32 protein-coding genes and 1 tRNA gene are annotated in these 18580 nt (G+C 57.9%); 6 read left to right on the top strand and 27 right to left on the bottom strand.

Features of this window, described 5'->3' with window-relative positions:
- Positions 1-9: 9 nt before the first annotated feature.
- The 9 genes from NQ014_RS00155 to NQ014_RS00125 all read right to left on the bottom strand — a co-directional run bounded on the left by NQ014_RS00155 (position 10) and on the right by NQ014_RS00125 (position 6549).
- Positions 10-1632, bottom strand: coding sequence for a phage terminase family protein (locus tag NQ014_RS00155; protein ID WP_257072961.1), 1623 nt, complete (start codon positions 1630-1632; stop codon positions 10-12).
- A 22-nt stretch (positions 1633-1654) separates the two neighbouring features.
- A complete protein-coding gene (locus NQ014_RS00150; protein ID WP_257072959.1) occupies positions 1655-2089 on the bottom strand; it encodes a hypothetical protein in 435 nt (144 codons plus the stop codon).
- Between the two features lie 12 nt (positions 2090-2101).
- The gene (locus tag NQ014_RS00145) at positions 2102-2689 is read right to left on the bottom strand and encodes a hypothetical protein (protein WP_257072958.1); all 588 of its coding nucleotides are present in this window, start codon (positions 2687-2689) and stop codon (positions 2102-2104) included.
- A gap of 257 nt (positions 2690-2946) precedes the next feature.
- Complete coding sequence (locus tag NQ014_RS10945) at positions 2947-3174, bottom strand: HNH endonuclease signature motif containing protein (RefSeq protein ID WP_347890927.1); 228 nt, start codon at positions 3172-3174, stop codon at positions 2947-2949.
- Between the two features lie 340 nt (positions 3175-3514).
- Positions 3515-4054 carry a hypothetical protein gene (locus NQ014_RS00140; RefSeq protein WP_257072956.1) on the bottom strand — a complete coding sequence of 180 codons (540 nt, stop codon included), beginning with the start codon at positions 4052-4054 and terminating at the stop codon, positions 3515-3517.
- A gap of 315 nt (positions 4055-4369) precedes the next feature.
- The gene (locus NQ014_RS00135) at positions 4370-5002 is read right to left on the bottom strand and encodes a hypothetical protein (RefSeq protein ID WP_257072954.1); all 633 of its coding nucleotides are present in this window, start codon (positions 5000-5002) and stop codon (positions 4370-4372) included.
- On the bottom strand, positions 4999-5238 hold the full coding sequence (locus NQ014_RS10940; RefSeq protein ID WP_373467687.1) for a type II toxin-antitoxin system HicA family toxin: 240 nt from the start codon (positions 5236-5238) through the stop codon (positions 4999-5001). The genes NQ014_RS00135 and NQ014_RS10940 overlap by 4 nt, the downstream gene beginning before the upstream one ends.
- Positions 5239-5412: 174 nt before the next feature.
- Positions 5413-5901, bottom strand: coding sequence for a hypothetical protein (locus NQ014_RS00130; RefSeq protein ID WP_257072953.1), 489 nt, complete (start codon positions 5899-5901; stop codon positions 5413-5415).
- Positions 5902-6132: 231 nt separating this feature from the next.
- Positions 6133-6549: a hypothetical protein gene (locus NQ014_RS00125; protein WP_257072952.1), complete on the bottom strand. Its 417-nt coding sequence runs from the start codon at positions 6547-6549 to the stop codon at positions 6133-6135.
- 24 nt (positions 6550-6573) lie between these two features.
- On the opposite strand from NQ014_RS00125, the gene NQ014_RS00120 reads away from it, so the two are divergent.
- Entirely contained in the window at positions 6574-6771 is a 198-nt protein-coding gene (locus tag NQ014_RS00120) for a hypothetical protein (RefSeq protein WP_257072951.1), read from the top strand.
- Between the two features lie 156 nt (positions 6772-6927).
- Here NQ014_RS00120 and NQ014_RS00115 read toward each other — a convergent pair whose 3' ends face one another.
- The 14 genes from NQ014_RS00115 to NQ014_RS00050 form a co-directional block, all read right to left on the bottom strand.
- Positions 6928-7200 carry a hypothetical protein gene (locus tag NQ014_RS00115; protein ID WP_257072950.1) on the bottom strand — a complete coding sequence of 91 codons (273 nt, stop codon included), beginning with the start codon at positions 7198-7200 and terminating at the stop codon, positions 6928-6930.
- 94 nt (positions 7201-7294) lie between these two features.
- Positions 7295-7531, bottom strand: a complete 237-nt coding sequence (locus NQ014_RS00110) for a hypothetical protein (RefSeq protein WP_257072948.1) — start codon at positions 7529-7531, stop codon at positions 7295-7297.
- Between the two features lie 220 nt (positions 7532-7751).
- Positions 7752-8126, bottom strand: coding sequence for a hypothetical protein (locus tag NQ014_RS00105; protein ID WP_257072947.1), 375 nt, complete (start codon positions 8124-8126; stop codon positions 7752-7754).
- A gap of 61 nt (positions 8127-8187) precedes the next feature.
- Complete coding sequence (locus NQ014_RS00100) at positions 8188-9084, bottom strand: hypothetical protein (RefSeq protein WP_257072946.1); 897 nt, start codon at positions 9082-9084, stop codon at positions 8188-8190.
- Positions 9085-9102: 18 nt separating this feature from the next.
- Positions 9103-9576: a single-stranded DNA-binding protein gene (gene ssb / locus NQ014_RS00095; protein ID WP_257072944.1), complete on the bottom strand. Its 474-nt coding sequence runs from the start codon at positions 9574-9576 to the stop codon at positions 9103-9105.
- Positions 9576-10553, bottom strand: coding sequence for a hypothetical protein (locus tag NQ014_RS00090; RefSeq protein WP_257072942.1), 978 nt, complete (start codon positions 10551-10553; stop codon positions 9576-9578). The genes ssb and NQ014_RS00090 overlap by 1 nt, the downstream gene beginning before the upstream one ends.
- On the bottom strand, positions 10554-11489 hold the full coding sequence (locus NQ014_RS00085; RefSeq protein WP_257072940.1) for a hypothetical protein: 936 nt from the start codon (positions 11487-11489) through the stop codon (positions 10554-10556). It lies immediately after the preceding gene.
- Positions 11486-11698: a hypothetical protein gene (locus tag NQ014_RS00080; RefSeq protein ID WP_257072938.1), complete on the bottom strand. Its 213-nt coding sequence runs from the start codon at positions 11696-11698 to the stop codon at positions 11486-11488. Before NQ014_RS00080 ends, NQ014_RS00085 begins: the two co-directional genes overlap by 4 nt.
- 10 nt (positions 11699-11708) lie before the next feature.
- Complete coding sequence (locus NQ014_RS00075; RefSeq protein WP_257072937.1) at positions 11709-11855, bottom strand: hypothetical protein; 147 nt, start codon at positions 11853-11855, stop codon at positions 11709-11711.
- Entirely contained in the window at positions 11842-12075 is a 234-nt protein-coding gene (locus NQ014_RS00070; RefSeq protein ID WP_257072936.1) for a hypothetical protein, read from the bottom strand. The genes NQ014_RS00075 and NQ014_RS00070 overlap by 14 nt, the downstream gene beginning before the upstream one ends.
- Positions 12072-12266: a hypothetical protein gene (locus NQ014_RS00065; protein ID WP_257072935.1), complete on the bottom strand. Its 195-nt coding sequence runs from the start codon at positions 12264-12266 to the stop codon at positions 12072-12074. Before NQ014_RS00065 ends, NQ014_RS00070 begins: the two co-directional genes overlap by 4 nt.
- Positions 12263-12580, bottom strand: a complete 318-nt coding sequence (locus NQ014_RS00060) for a hypothetical protein (RefSeq protein WP_257072934.1) — start codon at positions 12578-12580, stop codon at positions 12263-12265. The genes NQ014_RS00065 and NQ014_RS00060 overlap by 4 nt, the downstream gene beginning before the upstream one ends.
- 140 nt (positions 12581-12720) lie before the next feature.
- Positions 12721-12939, bottom strand: coding sequence for a hypothetical protein (locus NQ014_RS00055; RefSeq protein ID WP_257072932.1), 219 nt, complete (start codon positions 12937-12939; stop codon positions 12721-12723).
- A complete protein-coding gene (locus NQ014_RS00050) occupies positions 12936-13142 on the bottom strand; it encodes a helix-turn-helix domain-containing protein (protein ID WP_257072930.1) in 207 nt (68 codons plus the stop codon). Before NQ014_RS00050 ends, NQ014_RS00055 begins: the two co-directional genes overlap by 4 nt.
- An 84-nt stretch (positions 13143-13226) precedes the next feature.
- On the opposite strand from NQ014_RS00050, the gene NQ014_RS00045 reads away from it, so the two are divergent.
- Positions 13227-13679: a hypothetical protein gene (locus tag NQ014_RS00045; RefSeq protein WP_257072929.1), complete on the top strand. Its 453-nt coding sequence runs from the start codon at positions 13227-13229 to the stop codon at positions 13677-13679.
- Positions 13680-13936: 257 nt separating this feature from the next.
- Here NQ014_RS00045 and NQ014_RS00040 read toward each other — a convergent pair.
- The 4 genes from NQ014_RS00040 to NQ014_RS00025 all read right to left on the bottom strand — a co-directional run bounded on the left by NQ014_RS00040 (position 13937) and on the right by NQ014_RS00025 (position 15748).
- Positions 13937-14021: transfer RNA gene (locus NQ014_RS00040), tRNA-OTHER, on the bottom strand.
- Between the two features lie 264 nt (positions 14022-14285).
- Entirely contained in the window at positions 14286-14678 is a 393-nt protein-coding gene (locus tag NQ014_RS00035; protein WP_257072927.1) for a hypothetical protein, read from the bottom strand.
- Complete coding sequence (locus NQ014_RS00030; protein WP_257072926.1) at positions 14679-15473, bottom strand: antA/AntB antirepressor family protein; 795 nt, start codon at positions 15471-15473, stop codon at positions 14679-14681.
- Positions 15474-15526: 53 nt separating this feature from the next.
- The gene (locus NQ014_RS00025; protein ID WP_197914169.1) at positions 15527-15748 is read right to left on the bottom strand and encodes a helix-turn-helix transcriptional regulator; all 222 of its coding nucleotides are present in this window, start codon (positions 15746-15748) and stop codon (positions 15527-15529) included.
- Between the two features lie 166 nt (positions 15749-15914).
- Between NQ014_RS00025 and NQ014_RS00020 the strand changes: the two genes are divergently transcribed.
- The 4 genes from NQ014_RS00020 to NQ014_RS00005 all read left to right on the top strand — a co-directional run bounded on the left by NQ014_RS00020 (position 15915) and on the right by NQ014_RS00005 (position 18385).
- Positions 15915-16355, top strand: coding sequence for a helix-turn-helix transcriptional regulator (locus tag NQ014_RS00020; protein WP_257072924.1), 441 nt, complete (start codon positions 15915-15917; stop codon positions 16353-16355).
- Complete coding sequence (locus NQ014_RS00015) at positions 16237-16737, top strand: ImmA/IrrE family metallo-endopeptidase (protein ID WP_257073344.1); 501 nt, start codon at positions 16237-16239, stop codon at positions 16735-16737. Before NQ014_RS00020 ends, NQ014_RS00015 begins: the two co-directional genes overlap by 119 nt.
- A complete protein-coding gene (locus NQ014_RS00010; RefSeq protein WP_257072923.1) occupies positions 16734-17192 on the top strand; it encodes a hypothetical protein in 459 nt (152 codons plus the stop codon). Before NQ014_RS00015 ends, NQ014_RS00010 begins: the two co-directional genes overlap by 4 nt.
- Positions 17193-17308: 116 nt before the next feature.
- A complete protein-coding gene (locus NQ014_RS00005) occupies positions 17309-18385 on the top strand; it encodes a site-specific integrase (protein WP_257072921.1) in 1077 nt (358 codons plus the stop codon).
- Positions 18386-18580: the final 195 nt, after the last annotated feature.

The raw sequence follows: 18580 nt of genomic DNA, 5'->3' as shown, positions 1-18580 counted from the left end.
CGTGCCCTCCTAGTAGAAAAATGCCGTGTCATCGACCGGCTCTGCCTTAAGTGACGGGTCGGATTTGACCATGCGGTAGACCATGCGAGCGCCAATCATGCAGACCGCCGCGTCAATCTTCTTCTGTGATGCACGGGACTCTTTCCGCACCGTCTCGCCATAACGGCCAAGATGCCGCTGAGCGTTGCGCACATGCTCACTCAAAAGCGGGTTGCCGTCGTGGGTGAACGCATGCTGCACAATCTCGGCGGCCGCAAGCTCACATGCTTGTGTGAACGGAAAGTCCTTGCTGCGCATGTCCCAGGCAATCGGCTCGGGGTTGCGCACCCCAGGTGTTGCCCACAGGCGCAGCTGGTCGCCGTAGCGCTCCGGCCAATCCACCTTGACGAAGCTCTCCCACTCACGGACATCTGCGAAGAATGCCAGCACCTCGAAGCGGTCAAACGCCCGCTGCACGCCTGCATCTACCGCCTCGACGTCGACGACGCCGTCCGGCGGCGGGGCCCACACGCCAGCGGTGAAAACGTGCCCATCGTCCATGCAGCAGCCAATCAGTGCGGTGTGGTCATTCGACAATGAACCGTCGAAGAACAGCACAACCTGCTCGCCATCGACGAGTTCACGGTCAGGCCTGGACATCTGCGCCCAGTCCTGCGGATCACACCACGAGTCCAGCGACGCAGTCGGCCAGTTCAAATACTTCCGCTTCGAATCATCAGGCCGCGCTTTCGGGTGCCAAATACGCGCCACAATCGCGTCCAAGTCAGCCCACGGGCAATCCTCATACACAAAAGCCAGCCCGGCGCGCAGGCTGGCTTCATCGGCGAGGTCGGTGTCTGGTGGGGCTTGGCGTGCGTCGTAGAGGATTTTGCGGTCGGATTTGGTGCGACCGTCTTCCTGTAGCGTCCAGGCTTCAAATGTTTCTTCTCCGGCTGAGCCGGTGCCTGGTTTCCAAGCGTTGAGGGTCTCCAGCATGCGGGAGCCGGACTTGGCGAGGTTATCCAGGAGCGTGCGGTGTAGTTCGGTTCCGCCGTTGGAGTTGGTCCAGTGCTCGAGCTCGTCGCCGATGATGAACGTCGCTTCCGCACCTTCAGCCGACGCCGCCGACGACGTGATAACTTCCAGCTTCCCTGCTGGCTCCACATTGATTTGTGTTTTACCCGCATCGATTTGGTAGTCGCGGTTGAGCTGAGGTGCGGCGCGCTTAGCGACCATCGCTCGAACCATACGCATAGTGTTCTCGGTCTGGTCCTGGGAGACCGCCGCAATCTGCACAAGCGGCATGGGCTGCGGTTTGCCGACACAACCACCAAGGACATTGTCGTCGAAATGGTCCAGCCGGACAGGAGCAAGCAGCTCAATAAGCGCCATGACGGCAGCGAATGGCGACTTACCGGAGCCCTTAGCCAGCCGACGAGCCGCGTGATAGTACACAAACCGGCCTTCATCATCGACCGCGTAAAACCACAGGATAAAGCGCGCCTGCTCGCGAGTGAACTCCCAGCGCTTACCAGCACGAATACCATTCGGGTGGCGTAGATACTTCGCTGCCCAAGCGAGCGCATTCCAACCCAGAGTGCGTTCCGGAATACCCTCCGGCAACGTGATAAGCCTATCTGCGGCGGCGACCACCGAACCGTCACCGCCTTTCCACCTAACCGGCCAAGTTCTTCTTGTACCTATCCATCATCAAAATGGCTGCCTGCGTATTGTCGTCAAGCTGCTTATCCGTATCGGCGCGCTGCAGCTCAATCCGCAACCGTCGACGCGCCCCTTCTGTGGTCAGCAGCGAGTCCATCATCGAGTTAACCTGCGCGATGATGTTCGCCCTGACCGGTTCCGGACGCTTCATCTCATCAGACAGAATCGTCGCGCAGATGTGCGCGGCCGCCCAGTCTGACGGTTCGAAAAACACCGACTGCCCAGAGGTCTTTAAGCTGCGATACCAACGCTTCGCGCTGACATGCCAATTACGGTCTTCCGCTAACGGCTTCACCGAGCCCGCCCCCGCTGCCTTCACTGTCGGAAGCCCATCAGGTTTATTCCGGCGGCGACGCTGATCCGACCGCTTTGGTACTGGCCCTGGCATCGGCGCACCTCCTTATGATTTCTTCGGCAGCTCCCCCGCGGCACTCATCGCCTGGACGGTCAAAGCTGCATTGGAAAGATTTACTAGATTGCCCGTTGTCCAAACGTCTGATGTTGTCCGAATGAACCGGGCATTCGAATAGACCTCGACACATCCGTAGTTGCGCCCCCTGCCTTCCGGTAGGAATCCGAAGATGTGGAGTCCTTTGCCGGAGACTGAGCGCTCAATGAATGCGCCCGGCGCGGCGTCAACGATTCGGCGTGCCCATTGGTGGAGTTGCCCGTTAATGAAGCAGTTGTCCAGGTCGATGCATGCGAACCCGCCACCGAGCATGAAACCGTGCGGCTTCTTTTTGACGTCACGGAACTGCGCCCATGTTTCTGGCTTGGTTGATGACGCTGGCTTACCGTTGGCCTGCATGGGGCGTTTCCCGTCGGCTGCAGCCCAACGACAGGCATTGGTCATCTCCTGTGGGTAGCGGTTGCGCTGGCGGGCACGGTAGGCCTTTTGGCGGCAAGCGGTAGAACAGAAGCGTGGGGTGATGCCGCGCCGGTTGGTGGCATCGAAGTCGCATCCGCACTGGTCACAGGTGGTTTTCATACCTTCATTTTACCATCTGCGTTACGACTTATGCGACCTACCAGCACCTATAGAACGTAACAGTATGGTCACGCCACTAGCGGCGCTAAAAACTCGCCTATGCCAACTTTCAGCACCACCCCAGCAAAAACCAGCCAGAAGCGACTACAGCCGCCAATTACGCCCCCTCACCCGAAACACTGGAACCCGTACACAAACTCAGAAGCAATGCCCTCCGCCCTGGCCGGAACCTAGAAACGAGGGTCCTCCCCCACCCCTCACAGTAGGCCTGGGTGGGGCTTGGCCCATATGGGCTGGCGGCGTCGCTGCCGGGCGCGGGTGGCTTCCCCGGCGGTCTTTTTCCTGTGGCATGACGAGCAGATAGCCCGGAGGTTTTCTAACTCATCTTGGCCGCCTTCGAAGACCGGCACCACATGGTCCACTTCGTTGGCGATGATAGTGCAGCCGTGTAGTTGTGCTTGGCATTCGTAGTGATCGCGCGCCATGACTTGGTCTGCTAAGGTTTTTGGTACGCCTCTGGATCTGGGGCCCTGGGAGTTCGACTTCCACCCTGGCATGTCTGGTACCTCCTGGGGCGAGTGGCGGCTGGGGGCTACCGGCTGACCTCTAGGGGTTACTGAAGCGGTGGTGTCGTCCAGGTGGGACTCTGCGGTTTTCTACCGCGACCGTTTGTTGCCGTTAGCGGAACTCGTGTTAGGCAATCGTGAATGTGTTGACGTAAAGCAAAAGCTCTCAAACCACAATCTCAAATGAGATGGTTTAAGAGCATGCGCTTCAGTCAAGCGTAGCTTAGCACACGGACTGTAAACCGCAGGTCATGACGTTCTACCCTGTCGACCGTGTGTCGTCGCCACATTGATGTGCTGCGGCTGCGCGCATGCAGTCTGTGATGGTGAAGAGTTCCACACCTTCAGCGCTCAGCGTTGTTGAAAGCTCACCTTGCTTCGCCCACTTCCTCAACGACGTGTGACTGACGCGCACGCCGAGTACTGCGAGTGCGTCGGCGACTTGTCGTGCTGAGCCTTGCTGCGGAATCTCCCGCCGCGCTACCGGCTCAGGTGGACTCACCCTATCGCCTATCACCCGCCGATGATGTTCGACCTCGATGAGCAGTGTGTCTGCCCATGCGCGTTCAGCGATGTCGTGCACGCGATCGTGGAGCCAGCGAGCCACGTACTCGAGGCGCCGGCTGGCTGGTGGTCGGCATTGGACTTCGTAGGCCAGCGCCTGAGCCCAGTCCCATAGGCACAGTTCGGCTGCGTACTCGATGTCTAATAGGTGGATGGGTAGTGGTGGGCGGGATTGCCGGGTCTTTGGAGGGCGTCCTGCGTTGGTCCCGGAGGCTGGTGGTGAGGGGGTCATCATGTCGGTGAGGGTGGGGGCGAGTGTTTCGATGGCGGTGAGGGTGCGTCCGAGTTGTTCTATTTGTGGTGGTGTTAGTGGTGGCATGGGGTCCTTCGACAAGGGGCGGGGGTGTGTTTTTTTTGGGAGGGGCATAAAAATAACCCCCATGTCTTCATCCCGGGGTACGGGCGACGTGGGGGTTCGTGTGTTTTCGTACTATTTGTTTTAGGTATGGCTGAAGCCCGCACCTGGAATTAACCAGGTTGCGGGCTTCTTACAATTCAGCTGACTTTGACTAGAGCTAAATGCATGGCCAATACGCCAGCAAGCAGGCAGTCAGGCTGAAACTAAAAAGTTCTCTGCCTTGTCAACTGTCGCATGGGTTGCACGCATGAAGTCGCCGACTGTGGCGCAGTCTCCCAATCCGAGATCAGCGACGCGACGTGCGACTCCTGGGTGGACTGGCGCTTCGCTTGTGAAGAGGGTCTGCCAGTAAAGCGCTGGCCAGTCTGGCATGCACAGGTAAATTAAGTCTGTGCTTCCAATCTGCTCCATTATGTCGTAGAGCATGTCATTTTCGAGAGCTACCACTGCAATGATGTCGCCTGTGGATGCGACTCCGTTGCTAAAGGTGTGGACATATTCTGGATGCTCTCGGAGAAAATTCTTAACAAGCTCCTGCACGTCTCGACGGGCTAGCATCCGGTTTGTGTCGTAGTCGTGGAGAGCTCGGACCCATATATCTGGGTATTGGTCGTCTCCTGGGCGCGCGAGGCGTTCCTGGAACTCATCGAGTTCGATGCTCTCTTCGTCCACTTCGTGGAGCAGGGAGATAGCGCTTTTGATGTCCGCTCGCGCATCGTTCAGTTTTTCTCCAGAGCCGTAGACAGCGCTATCAATTCCGTAGGCTTCCCACTGCGGGGACTGGTTCTCGTAGCAGCGGAACACTACTCGTTCGGTTGTGTTCATCCTTTTCGAACCTCCTCTTTTGCTTGCTCTTCAGAAAGACCAAGGTCTCGTACAAGTATCTTTCTGACGGTTGCTGTTTTAAAGTCTTTTGATCGTGTCGGGAAGGCGAATGTAGTTCCGGTATATGGAGACTTGTAGACACGATGGCTACCTTTTTGGCGAAGATGCTTCCCGCAGTGTCTCTTAATAATTTTCTCGAGTGTCTTATGTGAACAGGTAGGAAATCCTGGTGGCACTCCGCCTCCTACCCTCGCTTGCAAATCTACTTCATAAGGTTACTTATGTCCGTCCTTTTCCTGTAATGGCCACCCCCGTCACGTCGTTGGCTCGGTATAGCCAGGTTCGTGGGCAGCTCTTTGAATCTGGGTATTCGGCTGTGTTCAGCTTGTTCGTGGCGCCTCCTGTCGTGGTCATTTGCCGTTGCCCCATCGGATGACGCGGCAGGTCGGCATGTGCGTTGGGTCCGTTGCGGCGAGCTCTCCGGCCACCCACCAACGCTTCCCGGTTTTCACGTAAACGTCGTGTGGTTCCGTGGCAGCTTCGACAATGGTGCCGTCTGGCGCGTCCCTGTAGTCCTCCACGGTGATGAGGGTGAGCGGGTCAAGGTCGAGGTATTCAGGGCGTACGAAACGCGTATTCACGCCGTCCGTGTAACTGCTGTTTAGGTAGGCGAACCGCAATTCTCCGTCACCGTCCGGCTTGATGGAGACAATGATTCCGCGTCCGCGTTCGGGGTGCGTTGCCCAGCGCCCGAACAGGCTTTCCGGCTCCTGCTGCTCTTGCGCCTGCGCCTTGAGTTCCGTGAGTTCGGCATTGAGGCGTTCGAGGGTGGCTTCGGCTCTTTTAATGACGGTTTGAGTGCTTCTGATGCAGAATTCAAGCTCGACGATAGCGGTCATAGTTGATTCCAGTCCTTTCTGCGGCTGCGGTTCCCTATCCAGGCTCGGATGTTGGCGAGGACATGGCTGCGGTAGAGCTCTGGGGGTGGTGTTGCCCTTCTGGTTTGGTGGCCCAGTAGGTTCCGAACCTGAAGTCTCCGGAGTAGCCACGGTCAACCCAGAGTCTTTTCCCGTTGGGGAGTTGTGGTTGCCAGCGGATTTCTCCGCCTGGCTCTCCCCACATAACTGCGGTCATGCTGCGCGGCTCCTATCGATTTCCCGCCAAATCTTCTTCCGTTTATCCTCAACATCCCGATACGTCCTCTTGAGAAAAATGGCCTGCTCCAACGGGGTATATCCTTCGTCGTAGGCGTTGATGAGGAAGTCAATCTCCCATTGCTCCCACGGACGTTTGTGGCGGGTGGCAGTGGCTAGGGACGCTTCTTGATCTAGGTATTTTCGGCTTCCATCACGTTCGTGCTCACCGTTCGACAGGCCTTGGGCAAGCCGTTTTGCTTTTGTCTGGATTGCTTCGGCGCTCCGTCCTGTAACTGATTCCGCTACTACGCTGTTAGCGTTTTGGACTACTTGAATTTCCCCTTGTGAATAGTGCCTTCTTGCCAGCCTGGGACTTCGTTTGAGCGCTCTGGGGATATTGAATGTGGACATCTTTCGTTGTCATTCTTTCGTGCTGTGTTCCTTGATGTGGTCTTTTACCCATTGGGGTACGGGTATGCCGTTGTAGGTGGGTTGGTGGGTGAGGACGGCGTTGACGATGCCGATGAACTCGGCTTGGCAGTTGGGTGGGAGTTGGCTCCACGCGCGCCGGCTGAACGGCCAATTCCTGCGCACTTGAATGTCCTCGTAGCGTTGGTGCAGGGACTGCGCTAGGGCGAGCACGTCCGTCATCGCTGCCCCCTTGCGTGCTGCATGGCTTCGCGCCAGGTTCGGAGCAGCCTGGTGGTGTAGATCATCTGGTCGAGTTCTTGGCAGTAGTAGCTGGTGGTGACTGCCCAGCAGTTTTGTCCGGCTTTCCGCACGCGGGGTTTAGTCGGCATCGAGTTCTCCCCTCTTGCGGTCTATCCACGCGACGGTGTTGTCGTCGCCGACGGCTAGGCAATGGTTGCGGTACTCATCGGAGATTTCCTCAAGAGCAGCAGTGTGGTCGCCTTGCGGCATGGTTGCCGCGTGTTGGATGAGGGCGATGGCCAGCTGCTCGAGGTCTTGTGCGCGTGGCTCGGTGTATGGGAGCCAGGCGGTGCCGAGGTCGCCCGCGTCGAAGATGGTGCCGTCATCGTCTGCTGTTACGTCGATGTTCACAGTGGTGCTCCGTTCACAAGGTGGTTGGCGGCTTCGCCCAGGTAGCCGATCGCGAAACCAGGGTCAGTCAAAATCAAGATGATGATGTCGGGGGTCACTGGTTTTCTCCTAGTGGCTGGGGTGCGGTGACGTAGCGCTTCACGATGCGTGTGTCGATTTGCCACCGTTCGCCTGTGTCCTCATCGACGAGAGCGCGAAGCGTTCCTTGGGGTGGCATATCTTCTTGCCACTCGGTGAGCCTGAACCATTCCTTGGGTTCTCCGTAGCTTCCTTGAATCGCATACTCGGTGGTCATTCCGGCGAGTAGCTCCTTGGCTTCTTCTGGGGTCATTTGGTTCTCCTAGTCGTTTGCGTGTTCGTCTGGTGTTTCCCAGGGGCCGCAGCAGTGTTGTGACCATCGGTTGCAGGTGGCGCATGGGAAATCAGTGTCATGTTCGTGGTTGTTCGTGTTGTTTGTGCTCATTTTTGCCCCCTAGCGTGCTCGTAGAGCGACCAGGACAGGCCGAGCGCCACCCACACCCACACGCCAAGGTTCGACGGCTTAAATCGGTTCACAGCGCTCCCCCGTCGGTTTTGCCGTCCAGCAGCTTCGCGAACGTCTCCAATGTCATCGACACCAACTGCTGCGCCGGGTCGCCCTTGCCGTGGCGCTTATGGACAACCACGCCGATGTACGCGCCGTCATTGGCACGCTCGGTTTCCGCTTCGTTGATCCATGACCCGAGGTTCATGCGGGTGGTGTTTTTGCATTCGATGACTACGCGGTCGTTCCAGGGGGTGCGGACTCCGGCGATGTCTCCGCAGTCGTTGGCTCCGGTTTTGACGCGCCGGTCGATGCGGTCATCAACATGCGCGGCTAGGTAGTCGGCTACTTGGCGTTCGAAGGCGGCTCCGGCTTTTTTGGCGGAGGCTCGGTTTCGTCTCATTGGTTTCTCCTTGCATGAAAAAACCGCGCTGCGAGAGCGCGGTCGATACGGGTTGCGGGGGTCAGAATGGGCCTTTCACAGCTTCTGGCTGCTCGCCTAGCTCAAGGTGGCGCATCAGCGCGTCGTTGGCCGTGTAGTCGTGTCGGCAGCGGACAGCATCGTCCAGGCCGAGGATGTAGCCGTTCGGGTCGCACATGTCGCAGTTGGTGATCGCGTCACGGCGGGCTTGCGCTTGGTCGTGTTTGCGTTGTTGGCCGGCTTCGGCTTCGAGCCTGGTTTCGGCGTCGCGGATGAGTGGGGCGAGGAGGCCGGGGGTTTTGTGGCCTGGGCGGGTTTGCCATTCCTGGGCGGCGAGGAGGATGGCTTGTTCGGGGTGCCCGTTGGCGAGGGCGCGGTTTGCTGCCGAGTGGAGTTCGGTGGGGATGTTTTTTGCTGCTGCCCATTCGTCGCGCGCGGTACTACTTGTAGCTTGCTTGCTTACAGTAACCATAGATAAGGACGGGTCGGGTCGGGTCGGGTCGGGAATGGTACCGGACATTTCGGTGACTCCCTCAAATGTCCCCTTAGGGGACTCTCGGGTGACTCCCCCGGGGACATTTCCGCGTTCCTGCTGTTCAGCGCGTTTTCGCTCGCGCGATTTGCGCTTTTTTTCAGACCACTCTCGGCGTGATTCCTCAACAGAATCGCGAGTAGGTTGGTACTCAAACCAGTTGCGAAATGAGTACGCTTTCACACCCAAATCACACTCAGTTTCAACCCATAACCCGGCGCGAATCAGCGCAGAAATCTGCGCCTCCGTCCCCTTAAGCGCTCGAACCTGCTGGGCTGTAATGACCCCATCCGTGAGATGCTTCGCGCAAAACGACCCAGCCTTAGCCCACAACCCAACAGCAGCATTTGAGATCCCGGCGACTTTCGGATTGTCATAAAAACCATCGTCAACCTTGAACCAAACCATTGATTCGAGCGCTCCTTTCTAGAACGGTGGTTGCTCGTTGTCTGGGAGCTGTGGCTGGCTGCTGTTCCACGGGCCGCTGGCCGGGGCCTGGTTCTGCTGCTGGGACAGCCACCCTTCGCCCTTCGGCTTCGACTGCTGGCCCTTGGCGACCTGGGCGCGGGCGAACTTCAACGACGGCCCAACCTCATCAACCTCGATGTAAGTCTCCGTACGCTTGGCGCCATCCTTTTCCCAGCTACGCTGCTTCAGGCGACCGGTGACAATAACGCGCGTACCCTTTACCAGCGACTCGACCATGTTCTCCCCTACCTGCTTCCACGCCGAGCAGTTGATATACACGCCGTCACCATCAACCCATTGGCCGTCGCGGTAGACGCTCGGCACCGACGCGACACGGAAGTTCGCTACCGGCGTGCCGTTGTTGGTGTACCGCAGTTCTGGGGCAGCCGTAAGGTTCCCAACAACCGTGACGTTAATGTCTCCTCGCGCCATTACTGCTCCTTCAATTCGTTTGCCTTTGCGTTGCCGCGCGTCTTGATGCGCTCATACTGGGCGTCGGTAAAGATTCCCTGCTCTTTACTGGCCTTGGCTTCGCTCGCAATCTCGAGAACCTTCTCCATCGTGGAGGCGGCATCAATATCAGTGATGAAAGCGTTGACGAGATCTTCAATGTCTGTACCGTCCACGACATCGACCACGTCCGTGTCCTGCGCCGGTTCCGGTTCTGGTTCTGGTTGGCGGCGTGCGTGGACCCGCTGTCGTGCCGCCTCCAACGCCCCCAACGCGCCACCTTGCTGGGTATCAACCCGTGTTGCCTCAGCACGCACCGGCTTATGCGCATCCGGTTCCGCTTCAGACACCAACCCCATCAATGCGCCTGGGGCGACGATACGGGCAAGCTCAGCCTGGCACTTCGCGCGCAGCATCTCCCGAGGATTCGTCTTGTACTTCGCATTCCGCGTGTACCCTGCGCGTTCAGCAAGTTCCATCGTCCACGTGACACGCTCGACCTTGTCATCTCCTGGGCGGATACCGCACCATGTGACCGAGTCGTCGGTGGCCTCTTCTTCCCACACTCGGCAGCCAACGTTTTCTGCGACGGCAATCATCGCTCGGGCGTACATGCCAGTCTTGCCTTGGATGACGAAGAACGCTTCGAGTGCGCCGTCTGGGTCGAAACCAAGGGCTGTGCCGCGGATAATCGCTGCCGCGGCATCCATCGGCTTGTTCTTATAGATCGCTGGGCACGCTCCGGTCTTGGTGATGAACTCGGCGTAGTCGTATGCCATTTGCTTGAGCTCAGCGTGCTGGCGGAGTTTCTCGACGCCCTTCTGCATGAGCGTCTGCGCCGGCATCTGGGCACCCTGGTTACCTGTTGTCGCTGGTAGGTTCATGGTTTCTCCTTCTGGGATAGGAAAACCCGCACTGTTTTCAGCGCGGGTAGTTGTGGTGGTTGGTTTCTGTGTCATTTATTTCTCCTCCGGCAGCGGCACGTGACGTAGCTGCACGCCCTTCTTCGTGGCGACTCGCTTAGCGATGACGTATCCGTCCGGGTTGATGGCGGTCGCGGCTGTACCCATTGCTTCCAGTAGTTTCGCCCCGGCCACCTCAGCGGACTTAGTGGCTGCTCGTTGCGTGGTGCCAGCTGCTTTCGCCGCGGTCTTCTGCACATCCCACTCGGCAGCAGTATCCGCATCGATGGTTACCGGGTCGGCGTCATCGTCGATATCCGGGTGACGAAGCTTCGCGATCTTGTAATCGTTCGGTGCGGTCGGGGCTGGTGGTTCCTCGAGTGCCAGGTGGTGCTCCGTCGACTCAACGAGCTCGATGGCGAACTCGGGTAGCCACGGCACTTCCAGCTGCTTCCACTCGTAGAACGGCCCGCACACCACAATCAGCGCAGACATCTGTACTAGCCCGGAGAACAACATCTCGATGGTCTCTTGGACGAGCCAATCCGCTGGAATCGTCTCCGGCGTCAGATTCTGATACTCCTCCCAGCCACTAACAGTTTTGAACTGCACACACCGGGAATGCTTCGGGCTACGGACGTGACCTTTCCTGGTGGCAATGCGGTCAAGCGTGGCAGCGTTAGGGAACGGTAGGTGCGGGTTGGTGACCTGCACCTCTCCCCTCGATAGTCGCCAGTCTGGGTTCTTCTGCGCCCACCAGTAGGCCAGGGCATGCTCCATCGCATGGCCAGTCAAGAACCGGTCCTCCATACCGGAAGGCTCAACCCTGATGCCCCGCATCGTGTTCCACACGCTATACGGCGTCGCGTAGGCGGACTCGCCGACAATGCCGGCGACCTTCGATGCAGTGACCAGGCGAGCCCACTCAGGTGTGCCGGGTGGCGCCGGGTCTTTCACAACGTGCAGCCGGTTGGGGATTTGAAGCTGTGTCACTCCTCTCCCCTTTCGGCTAGGTTCGCTGATTTAATCAGGGCGGTTCCAAGCCAGCGAGCTTCTCCTGAGGTCAGGTCGTGGCTGTTGTCGCCGAGATAGACGGACACCGGGCACGTGACCTTCTGACTGGTAGCAGTGACAACCACGTCCTCATCGAGAAAATGCTCATCGATAACGACGTCACCACTGCGGTTCCTGTAACTCTGCACGACGGCTCCTTTACAAATTGGAGATAAAAATGACAATCAAAATGGCTGCGACCACTGCGGTCGAGCAGCCGATAGACACAGCGATGTCAGACACGTCGTCTTCGGGATAGTGCCTTCCAGCCGGCGGGCGGACATCGGGGAATTCAGCAGGATTCATATGGATCTCCTGGGATTGGTGCACCGCTGATGATGTGCTGGTTGATGAGATGGGTCATGTGGCGGCGTCCTGCGTCGGTCAGTCGCCCGTTTGCTGGGTCGGCCCAGCCGCGCTCATACAGCAAACGTTTGAGTACTGGGTGGCAGCCGACTCCGGGGCGTGCGTACTCGTCGTAGAGCGCGCGGTGCGCCAGGTGCTCTACGTAGGCTTCTTTGCTCACCGGTCACCGCCTCGTGGTTGGTCGGCGTCGATGAGGTCACCGCAGATGTGTGTGACGACCTCGGGTAGCACCTGGCGGGCTTCGGCAATGCGGCGCACAGTACCGCGGAAAGATAATCTTTGGCGGCGGAGCTGCCGGTAGTCACTGCGGATCTGCACGCGCTCAGCGTCGGTTAATCGACGGAGCGTCATGGCCTCACCCCGTCATACTCAACCCACGTGGCCCACACGCTCCCATTCACTCGGGAAGCACGGAAATGGCCGCCAGGCATCCGCCACGCAGCGCCCTTAGTAATTGCCCGGGTAAGACGTGCCACCTCTGACGCCTTTTCCTCACCAGTCAGTGAATCCCAACGTGGATTAATCAAATCCGGGGGCAACTGTGCCCACCGGCCAGCGTTAGCCTGCAGTGCTTCAGCAAACTCACGTAGCTCTGCTGTGAGCTCCTGTCTGCGGTTCACGCTCCGAGGAGGCTCATCGAAAAACTCAAATTGTCGCGGCGCCATGGTCTCCTCCTTCATTCGCAGGTGACGGCTTGCTATTTGTCCGTTAGTAATCAGTCCGAGGTGGTGGGTGCATTTCCCTTTTGCTGCGGGTAGTCGGTGGCAGCCGGGGATGGCGCAGGTTTTCTGCCGGGTCATGGTTTTCACAGGCACATCACCAGGGACATGAAAATGATGGTGCCGAACGCGATACAGAACGCGACGGCTGCCCACCAGTCCGATTTGATGTGGCGCGGTTCGATACGACGCGGACGTCGCGTATACAGCTCAAGTAGGTCCGGCCGCTCATCAATCGCCCGCTTGTCCGGTACTCGCAGGTCGCACGCATCCACCAGGTCAAACAAATCATCATGCTGGCTCATGCTGCATCACCGCCGTAGAAGGTCCGCCCTTGGAGCCACGGGTCAATGGCGTGCTCTGGGATGTTGATGTTGCAGCCCGGTGCTCGCTGGCGGTACTCCAGCTCACCTTCGCGGCAGAACTTGCGGATTTCCGCCTCGCTATATTGAGTAATTTCCGAGACTTCCTTGGGGCTTAGATACTTGACCCCTGATAAAGTTTTCATTGCTACCCCTCTCTAGGTAGTAAAAGAAGCCCCTCGTTTCCTGGTTGCAGCAGGGACGAGGGGCGAGTTCTGAAAGTTGAAGGTATGGATCTCTCTGCTTGGGTATCTGCAGGAGCGGCTGTTGTTTCGGCGGCCTTCGCCGCTGTTTCTGTCTGGCAATCTTCACGAGCACAGACGCTTAATGCTCAAAGCGCTGATGCTTCTAAAAAGCAGGCGCATGCGGTTGCCATGAAGGAAGCCAGAATTAATCAGCGCCTTCATGTTGATTCCACAGACCACAGCACACTGCGGATTTGGAATCCTGGAATAGCTGATTTAGACCGCGTAATTGTCGAAAACTACGCAGTCGGCAAACACCCGTTAGAGATTAGGAACCTCAGCGCAGGCGAATTTAAAAGTGTTCCTTTGATTAGGCGGCCTGTTTCCGGGGATGACCTCCGCTGCGAGGTCTACAGAAAAGGCGCCAGCCTACCCGACCGCCAGTGCTTTGATTTCTCTGACATTGGGATTCCAACAGTGAGACCACCGAGTTTTTAACGTCGGTGTTTCATTGCGAAATACCCGCTGATAAATGCACTAATTACGCTGATAATTGCTGCGACGATAGACATTTGTCCTCCTTTATATTTCTTGTGGTTTGGTAGGGCGCGCAGCCGTGGCTCGCGTGCTGAAAGGATCCACGCGGGAAGGTCGCCTCGGCTTCGCTCCACGCAGGCGGGGCTGACGGTCCTCAACCCATTCCCCCTTGAAAGCAAGGAAAAAAGGGGTTGCCTGGTGGTGACGTTGACGCGCCCTGGTGGTCTTGGCGGGAATCGAACCCGCGCCCTCCGCTTCCGTTGTCGAGCCAAAAGGCAAGGGGGCAAACCAACTTTCAAGACCTTGTGATTTATTTCCGCGCCGACTCGTTCCCTTCACACGGATTGCGTTTACATGTGAGTTCCAACGCCCAAACCTGGTTATGGCAGCGCATACAGCTGCAGTTCTGCTCGCAGGCCGGTAAGTATCAATCGGCGCTATTCCCTATGAAATTCTTCAAATAACACACGGAAACCGAACAAGTGTTCTATTTCCAGCGCCCACGGCTGGCGTTGAACCAACCACGGAGGCCTGGCTACCTCTTGGGCTATTTACGTCACAGTGACGTTAAAGAACATCATCAGCAGACCGAATCACCCCATGTCGAATAAGAACCTTGATCGCGTCCAACACCTCAGACGCATCAGACTCGCTGACCGCCTTCGCGTCACCGTTCGGCCACTGCACCGGAGCGGACTTCTGCACAATTGCCCGATAACCCGCATCCTCAAGCAGCTTCACACGAGCGGCCGCAGACGACCTGGACTTAAACCACTTATCAGTGGCAGGCTCAATCCACTTATTTGTCTTAAACCGCTCCACATACTCAGGCGACGGCTCCCACCCGATTGGCTTCCCCCACTCGATGCGCTCCCCTGGGAAGCGCTCATCGAACGCGTAGTAGGCCTCGAACTGTGGTTCTTCGACGATATGAGCACGGTATAGGCTGTTTTCCTTCATTTAAGCGACCTTCCTGGGGTTCAGCTCAGCCCCAAACTCATCAATTGCTTTTACAATCCATTTCCAGGCGATATCCTGGCCTTTTGGTGATAGTTGCGGTGTTGTGAATGCGTGCCCATTTTCGGCAACACCTTTGTAGTTACGGCCCCAACCACTGCGGGCGGCCTGCCGGGTAATCTGCCCCGAATCCGAGCGTCCCGCGGCAATCAGCATCCCCTTACGGGTCAGCAGGTCGCGGACAGCACCTTGTTTGATATCAAGTCCGTGCGTGTCGCCGTATTGCTGCACTTCGCGGTAGAAGTCTTGGCGGCGCTTCCACTCTTTGACCTCCGAATGTGCATCCGCTTTAGCGATCTTGGGCGCTGCAAGTTCGAGACGCTTAGCGCTCCGCTTCGCCTCTAACGCGGCTGCCTCTGCCCGCTCGTACTGCTCCGCTGCCGCGCGCAATGCTTCCGCATAGGTTTGAGGGATAGCCGGGGCCTGCGCCCGTGCCTTCTTCTCGCATTCGATGAAGTACTGGCGAGCCTGCTTACCCTTATCGGTACGCTGGATCATGGAAATCTCTTTTGCCATGTCCAGACTGACGATGTGATTGATGGCTTCGCGCTCACGACCGAGGGAATCTTGTACCCGGTCATTTTTGACCGTGTAGTCTTTCCCCTCTTCAAAGCCGTAGGCGACCATGCGCGGGAACCAGTGGCGGTACTCCGCTCCAACTTCGAGGAAGGCGTGTAGGTCGCGGCCCATGACCGCCTGCACACCCTCATTATCTTGAATGGGGATTAGTTCTGACATGTGTTATACTTTCTTTAACTTTCTTGGATTGCCCCGCTTCGGCGGGGCTTTTCTTATGCGATTTTTGGCTGCTGGATTAACATCCCATCCAACGGCCTGCCGGAGATACCACGTAGCTTCACCAGCGTGGCTACCGACGGAGAGTTGCGCCCGTGGCGCAAGTTTCGCACTGCCGTACCGGTCATCCCGATTGCCGCAGCCAACTTCTCATCCGAGGTGTATCCACCCAGGCGACGGGCATCATCCAGGACTGACGGGTCTAGCAGGTAGTCCACCGTATTCCTCCTGTGTAATTCCATCGACGCAATTTGTTGCGCTTGCAACGCAATCATTGCACACCGTTGCCAAATAGCGCAAGTCTTTCACGGAAAGTTCTTGTTTCCGCAGGTAGTAGGGTGTGCAACTATTGCGCAATTGCCTAAGTGCGGTTACTATGAGGGCATGACATTCCAAGACTGGCTATCCACCATCACCGAGGACTCAATAGCCGAAGTTTCACGACGTACCGGCATCCCCCGGCGCACGCTCCAATACCAGCTCGCTAACGACAAACCGAGCATTGAAAACCTGCTGGAGATCTCATCAACCTATGGGGTCAGCCCAATCGAGACGATGCTGTACTTCGAAATCATCAGCCGCGCGTGGGAGAAGGTGCCGAACATCACCGGCGCGCTCCGTCTCGCATCCGATGAGCAGCTAACCGATGAGGTTCTACGCAGGCTGAAGGCTGGCTCGAAGGCTTTTGATGAGCCTGTCGATGAGGTTGCGCAACGACGTTCGAACACTGAATCCGCCCAACCTGATACACATCTCAGGTACGCCGCCAAGCGCGGCAGACCGGAACCGGAGGAAGGAGACGACGATTACGGAGACGGAGCTTGAGCAGCTAGCCGAAACCCTGGGTATCACCGTCGAGGACGACCACCACGGGCACCTGCACCCCGGCGACCTCGGCGGGTACATCCACCACCATCGGCTAATCCTGCTCGACCCCACACTTGGCGCTGTAAACCGGCGCTGCACCCTAGCCCACGAGTTGGCTCACGCAATCCGGGGCGACATCCCCTGCGGTAATCCGCATTTCGATGCGCGTGCCGAACGTGCGGCTGACCAGATAGCCGCCGAACTGCTTATCTCTCACACCGACTACGCCGCAGCGGAAGCGCTCTACGGCGCTCACCAGGGCGCTATTGCCCGTGAGCTCGGCGTAACTACTCACCTACTCGCCGTATGGCGAGACACATACGAAAGACAAAGAACATGACGTTTGAAGACCACACCACACAGCCGACTACTAAGAAACCGTTCTATAAGCGCTGGTGGTTCATCACCATCACTGTCATCCTCGCACTCATCCTCGCGTTCCTCGCATACTGCGCCATCGAAGCCAAAAAGATCGTGGACGCCGAAGACGCTGCGTACACCAGCTGCAAAAACAAAATCGAGCAATACGCCAAATACCCCGGAGGAATCACCTACCCCGGCGAGCCCGCCATCAACAGCACCGACGGGGCAAACGAGAATACGGCAGGTGCGGAACCTGGCGAGTATGCCGTTTGGGTAGATGGGGAAGCTGACCTCGTAAACGGGTTCGGCACTCCTGTGCGTCACTACTATCACTGTGCCGTGGTTGTCGATAAGGACGGTGCTGCGCGTCCTGTGGACTTCGATATTGACGATGATCGGACAGCGTTGTTGCTGCGCCGTTTAGATAAGTAGACGCAAAAGCAGGGGGCGCTCGACCCGACACCACATCAGGGAGCGCCCCCACAAGTGCCGCCGTGGGAACCGGGGGGGGGTGGCTCAACCAACCAGCGACAAGAAAGAGATTAGCAGTGGCCAGCATTAAGCGCTACAAGAAAAGCAAGGGCTACGGGTGGCGGGTGCAGTACCGCGCACCAGATGGGTCCAACCAGTCAAAACAAGGGTTCCGCACCAAGAATGAAGCCGAAGCGTGGGCTGCAGCCAACACCATCAACATCGGCCGTGGCACCTGGTCGCCGGAAACTGAGCGTCGCCGCACCGTGCATGATCTTGGTACTGCGTGGCTGGCGGCGCAGACGCATCTCAAGCCGTCGACGTATCGCACCACTGAGTCCACATGGCGTGTGCATGTGGAGCCGTACTGGGGTGGGTGGCAGATTGGCCGGATTAAGCGCTCTGATGTGCAAGCCTGGCTGGCCGAGTTCAGCGCTGGTGCGTCGACGGTGAGGAAGGCGCACGCTTGTCTCGCGCAGGTTCTCGATGTCGCTGTTGGTGATGGAGTGCTGGCTTCCAACCCGGCGCGTGGCGTACGCCTGCCGCGCAAACCGAAGGCGAAAAAGGTGTATTTGACCGCCGAGCAGGTCAAGACCCTAGCCAAAGATTCTAAGCGTCCTGAGCTCATCTGGCTGCTCGCTACCACCGGGCTGCGGTGGGGCGAAGCCGCAGCGCTACGAGTTCGTGACGTCAACGTTCTGCGCGGCCGTGTACACGTGGAACGCAATGCCGTCACCGTCGGCAGCAAAGTCATTATCGGCACACCGAAAACACACGAGCAGCGCACAGTGGCAGTGCCGAAAAAGGTCATGCGGATGCTTCAGCCACTGCTGAAGGATAAGCTGCCGGATGCGCTGTTGTGGCCGGCAGGCAATGGCGGGCCACTGCCGACACCGTCGAAGCCGGATTGGTACTACGGGAACCTTGAACGCGTAATGAAGGCGAATAAGGGGTTTCCGTATGTGACGCCGCATGGTCTGCGGCATGTGGCGGCGGGGTTGATGGTTGGGTCTGGCGCGTCGGTGAAGGTTGTGCAGTCGCAGTTGGGGCATGCGAGTGCGGTAATGACGCTTGATACCTACGCGGATTTGTTTGATGGGGATTTGGATGCGGTGGCGGACGTGATGGATGAGCAGCTGCGTGGCGTGATTTAATGCAGCGGAAATGCAGCGGTTTGCCGGTTTTTGCGCGTGTTTCTGCTGGTCAGGGCGTATTCAGGAGTGGGTTCGAATCCTTCTGGGGGCGCTTTTTCTACCCCCGTCTTGAACTGGTGTTTTCCTTGTTCAGGCGGGGGTTTACCCTATCTGACTACCCCCGCTAATGTTGGCTTAGATTGGCTCTTGTTGGTT

This window comes from Corynebacterium sp. 5QC2CO (assembly GCF_024580435.1).
GTDB lineage: Bacteria > Actinomycetota > Actinomycetes > Mycobacteriales > Mycobacteriaceae > Corynebacterium > Corynebacterium jeikeium_D.
Note: the sequence above shows the minus strand (reverse complement) of the source record. Positions and strands in the feature narration are given on the sequence as shown.

Excerpts from the sequence above, each read along its gene's own strand:
- NQ014_RS00150 (WP_257072959.1), bottom strand. The coding sequence starts at position 2,089 with ATGCCAGGGCCAGTACCAAAGCGGTCGGATCAGCGTCGCCGCCGGAAT.
- NQ014_RS00145 (WP_257072958.1), bottom strand. The coding sequence starts at position 2,689 with ATGAAAACCACCTGTGACCAGTGCGGATGCGACTTCGATGCCACCAAC.
- NQ014_RS10945 (WP_347890927.1), bottom strand. The coding sequence starts at position 3,174 with ATGGCGCGCGATCACTACGAATGCCAAGCACAACTACACGGCTGCACT.
- NQ014_RS00140 (WP_257072956.1), bottom strand. The coding sequence starts at position 4,054 with ATGATGACCCCCTCACCACCAGCCTCCGGGACCAACGCAGGACGCCCT.
- NQ014_RS00135 (WP_257072954.1), bottom strand. The coding sequence starts at position 5,002 with ATGAACACAACCGAACGAGTAGTGTTCCGCTGCTACGAGAACCAGTCC.
- NQ014_RS00130 (WP_257072953.1), bottom strand. The coding sequence starts at position 5,901 with ATGACCGCTATCGTCGAGCTTGAATTCTGCATCAGAAGCACTCAAACC.
- NQ014_RS00125 (WP_257072952.1), bottom strand. The coding sequence starts at position 6,549 with ATGTCCACATTCAATATCCCCAGAGCGCTCAAACGAAGTCCCAGGCTG.
- NQ014_RS00110 (WP_257072948.1), bottom strand. The coding sequence starts at position 7,531 with ATGACCCCAGAAGAAGCCAAGGAGCTACTCGCCGGAATGACCACCGAG.
- NQ014_RS00105 (WP_257072947.1), bottom strand. The coding sequence starts at position 8,126 with ATGAGACGAAACCGAGCCTCCGCCAAAAAAGCCGGAGCCGCCTTCGAA.
- NQ014_RS00100 (WP_257072946.1), bottom strand. The coding sequence starts at position 9,084 with ATGGTTTGGTTCAAGGTTGACGATGGTTTTTATGACAATCCGAAAGTC.
- ssb (WP_257072944.1), bottom strand. The coding sequence starts at position 9,576 with ATGGCGCGAGGAGACATTAACGTCACGGTTGTTGGGAACCTTACGGCT.
- NQ014_RS00090 (WP_257072942.1), bottom strand. The coding sequence starts at position 10,553 with ATGACACAGAAACCAACCACCACAACTACCCGCGCTGAAAACAGTGCG.
- NQ014_RS00075 (WP_257072937.1), bottom strand. The coding sequence starts at position 11,855 with ATGAATCCTGCTGAATTCCCCGATGTCCGCCCGCCGGCTGGAAGGCAC.
- NQ014_RS00065 (WP_257072935.1), bottom strand. The coding sequence starts at position 12,266 with ATGACGCTCCGTCGATTAACCGACGCTGAGCGCGTGCAGATCCGCAGT.
- NQ014_RS00060 (WP_257072934.1), bottom strand. The coding sequence starts at position 12,580 with ATGGCGCCGCGACAATTTGAGTTTTTCGATGAGCCTCCTCGGAGCGTG.
- NQ014_RS00055 (WP_257072932.1), bottom strand. The coding sequence starts at position 12,939 with ATGAGCCAGCATGATGATTTGTTTGACCTGGTGGATGCGTGCGACCTG.
- NQ014_RS00050 (WP_257072930.1), bottom strand. The coding sequence starts at position 13,142 with ATGAAAACTTTATCAGGGGTCAAGTATCTAAGCCCCAAGGAAGTCTCG.
- NQ014_RS00045 (WP_257072929.1), top strand. The coding sequence starts at position 13,227 with ATGGATCTCTCTGCTTGGGTATCTGCAGGAGCGGCTGTTGTTTCGGCG.
- NQ014_RS00035 (WP_257072927.1), bottom strand. The coding sequence starts at position 14,678 with ATGAAGGAAAACAGCCTATACCGTGCTCATATCGTCGAAGAACCACAG.
- NQ014_RS00030 (WP_257072926.1), bottom strand. The coding sequence starts at position 15,473 with ATGTCAGAACTAATCCCCATTCAAGATAATGAGGGTGTGCAGGCGGTC.
- NQ014_RS00020 (WP_257072924.1), top strand. The coding sequence starts at position 15,915 with ATGACATTCCAAGACTGGCTATCCACCATCACCGAGGACTCAATAGCC.
- NQ014_RS00010 (WP_257072923.1), top strand. The coding sequence starts at position 16,734 with ATGACGTTTGAAGACCACACCACACAGCCGACTACTAAGAAACCGTTC.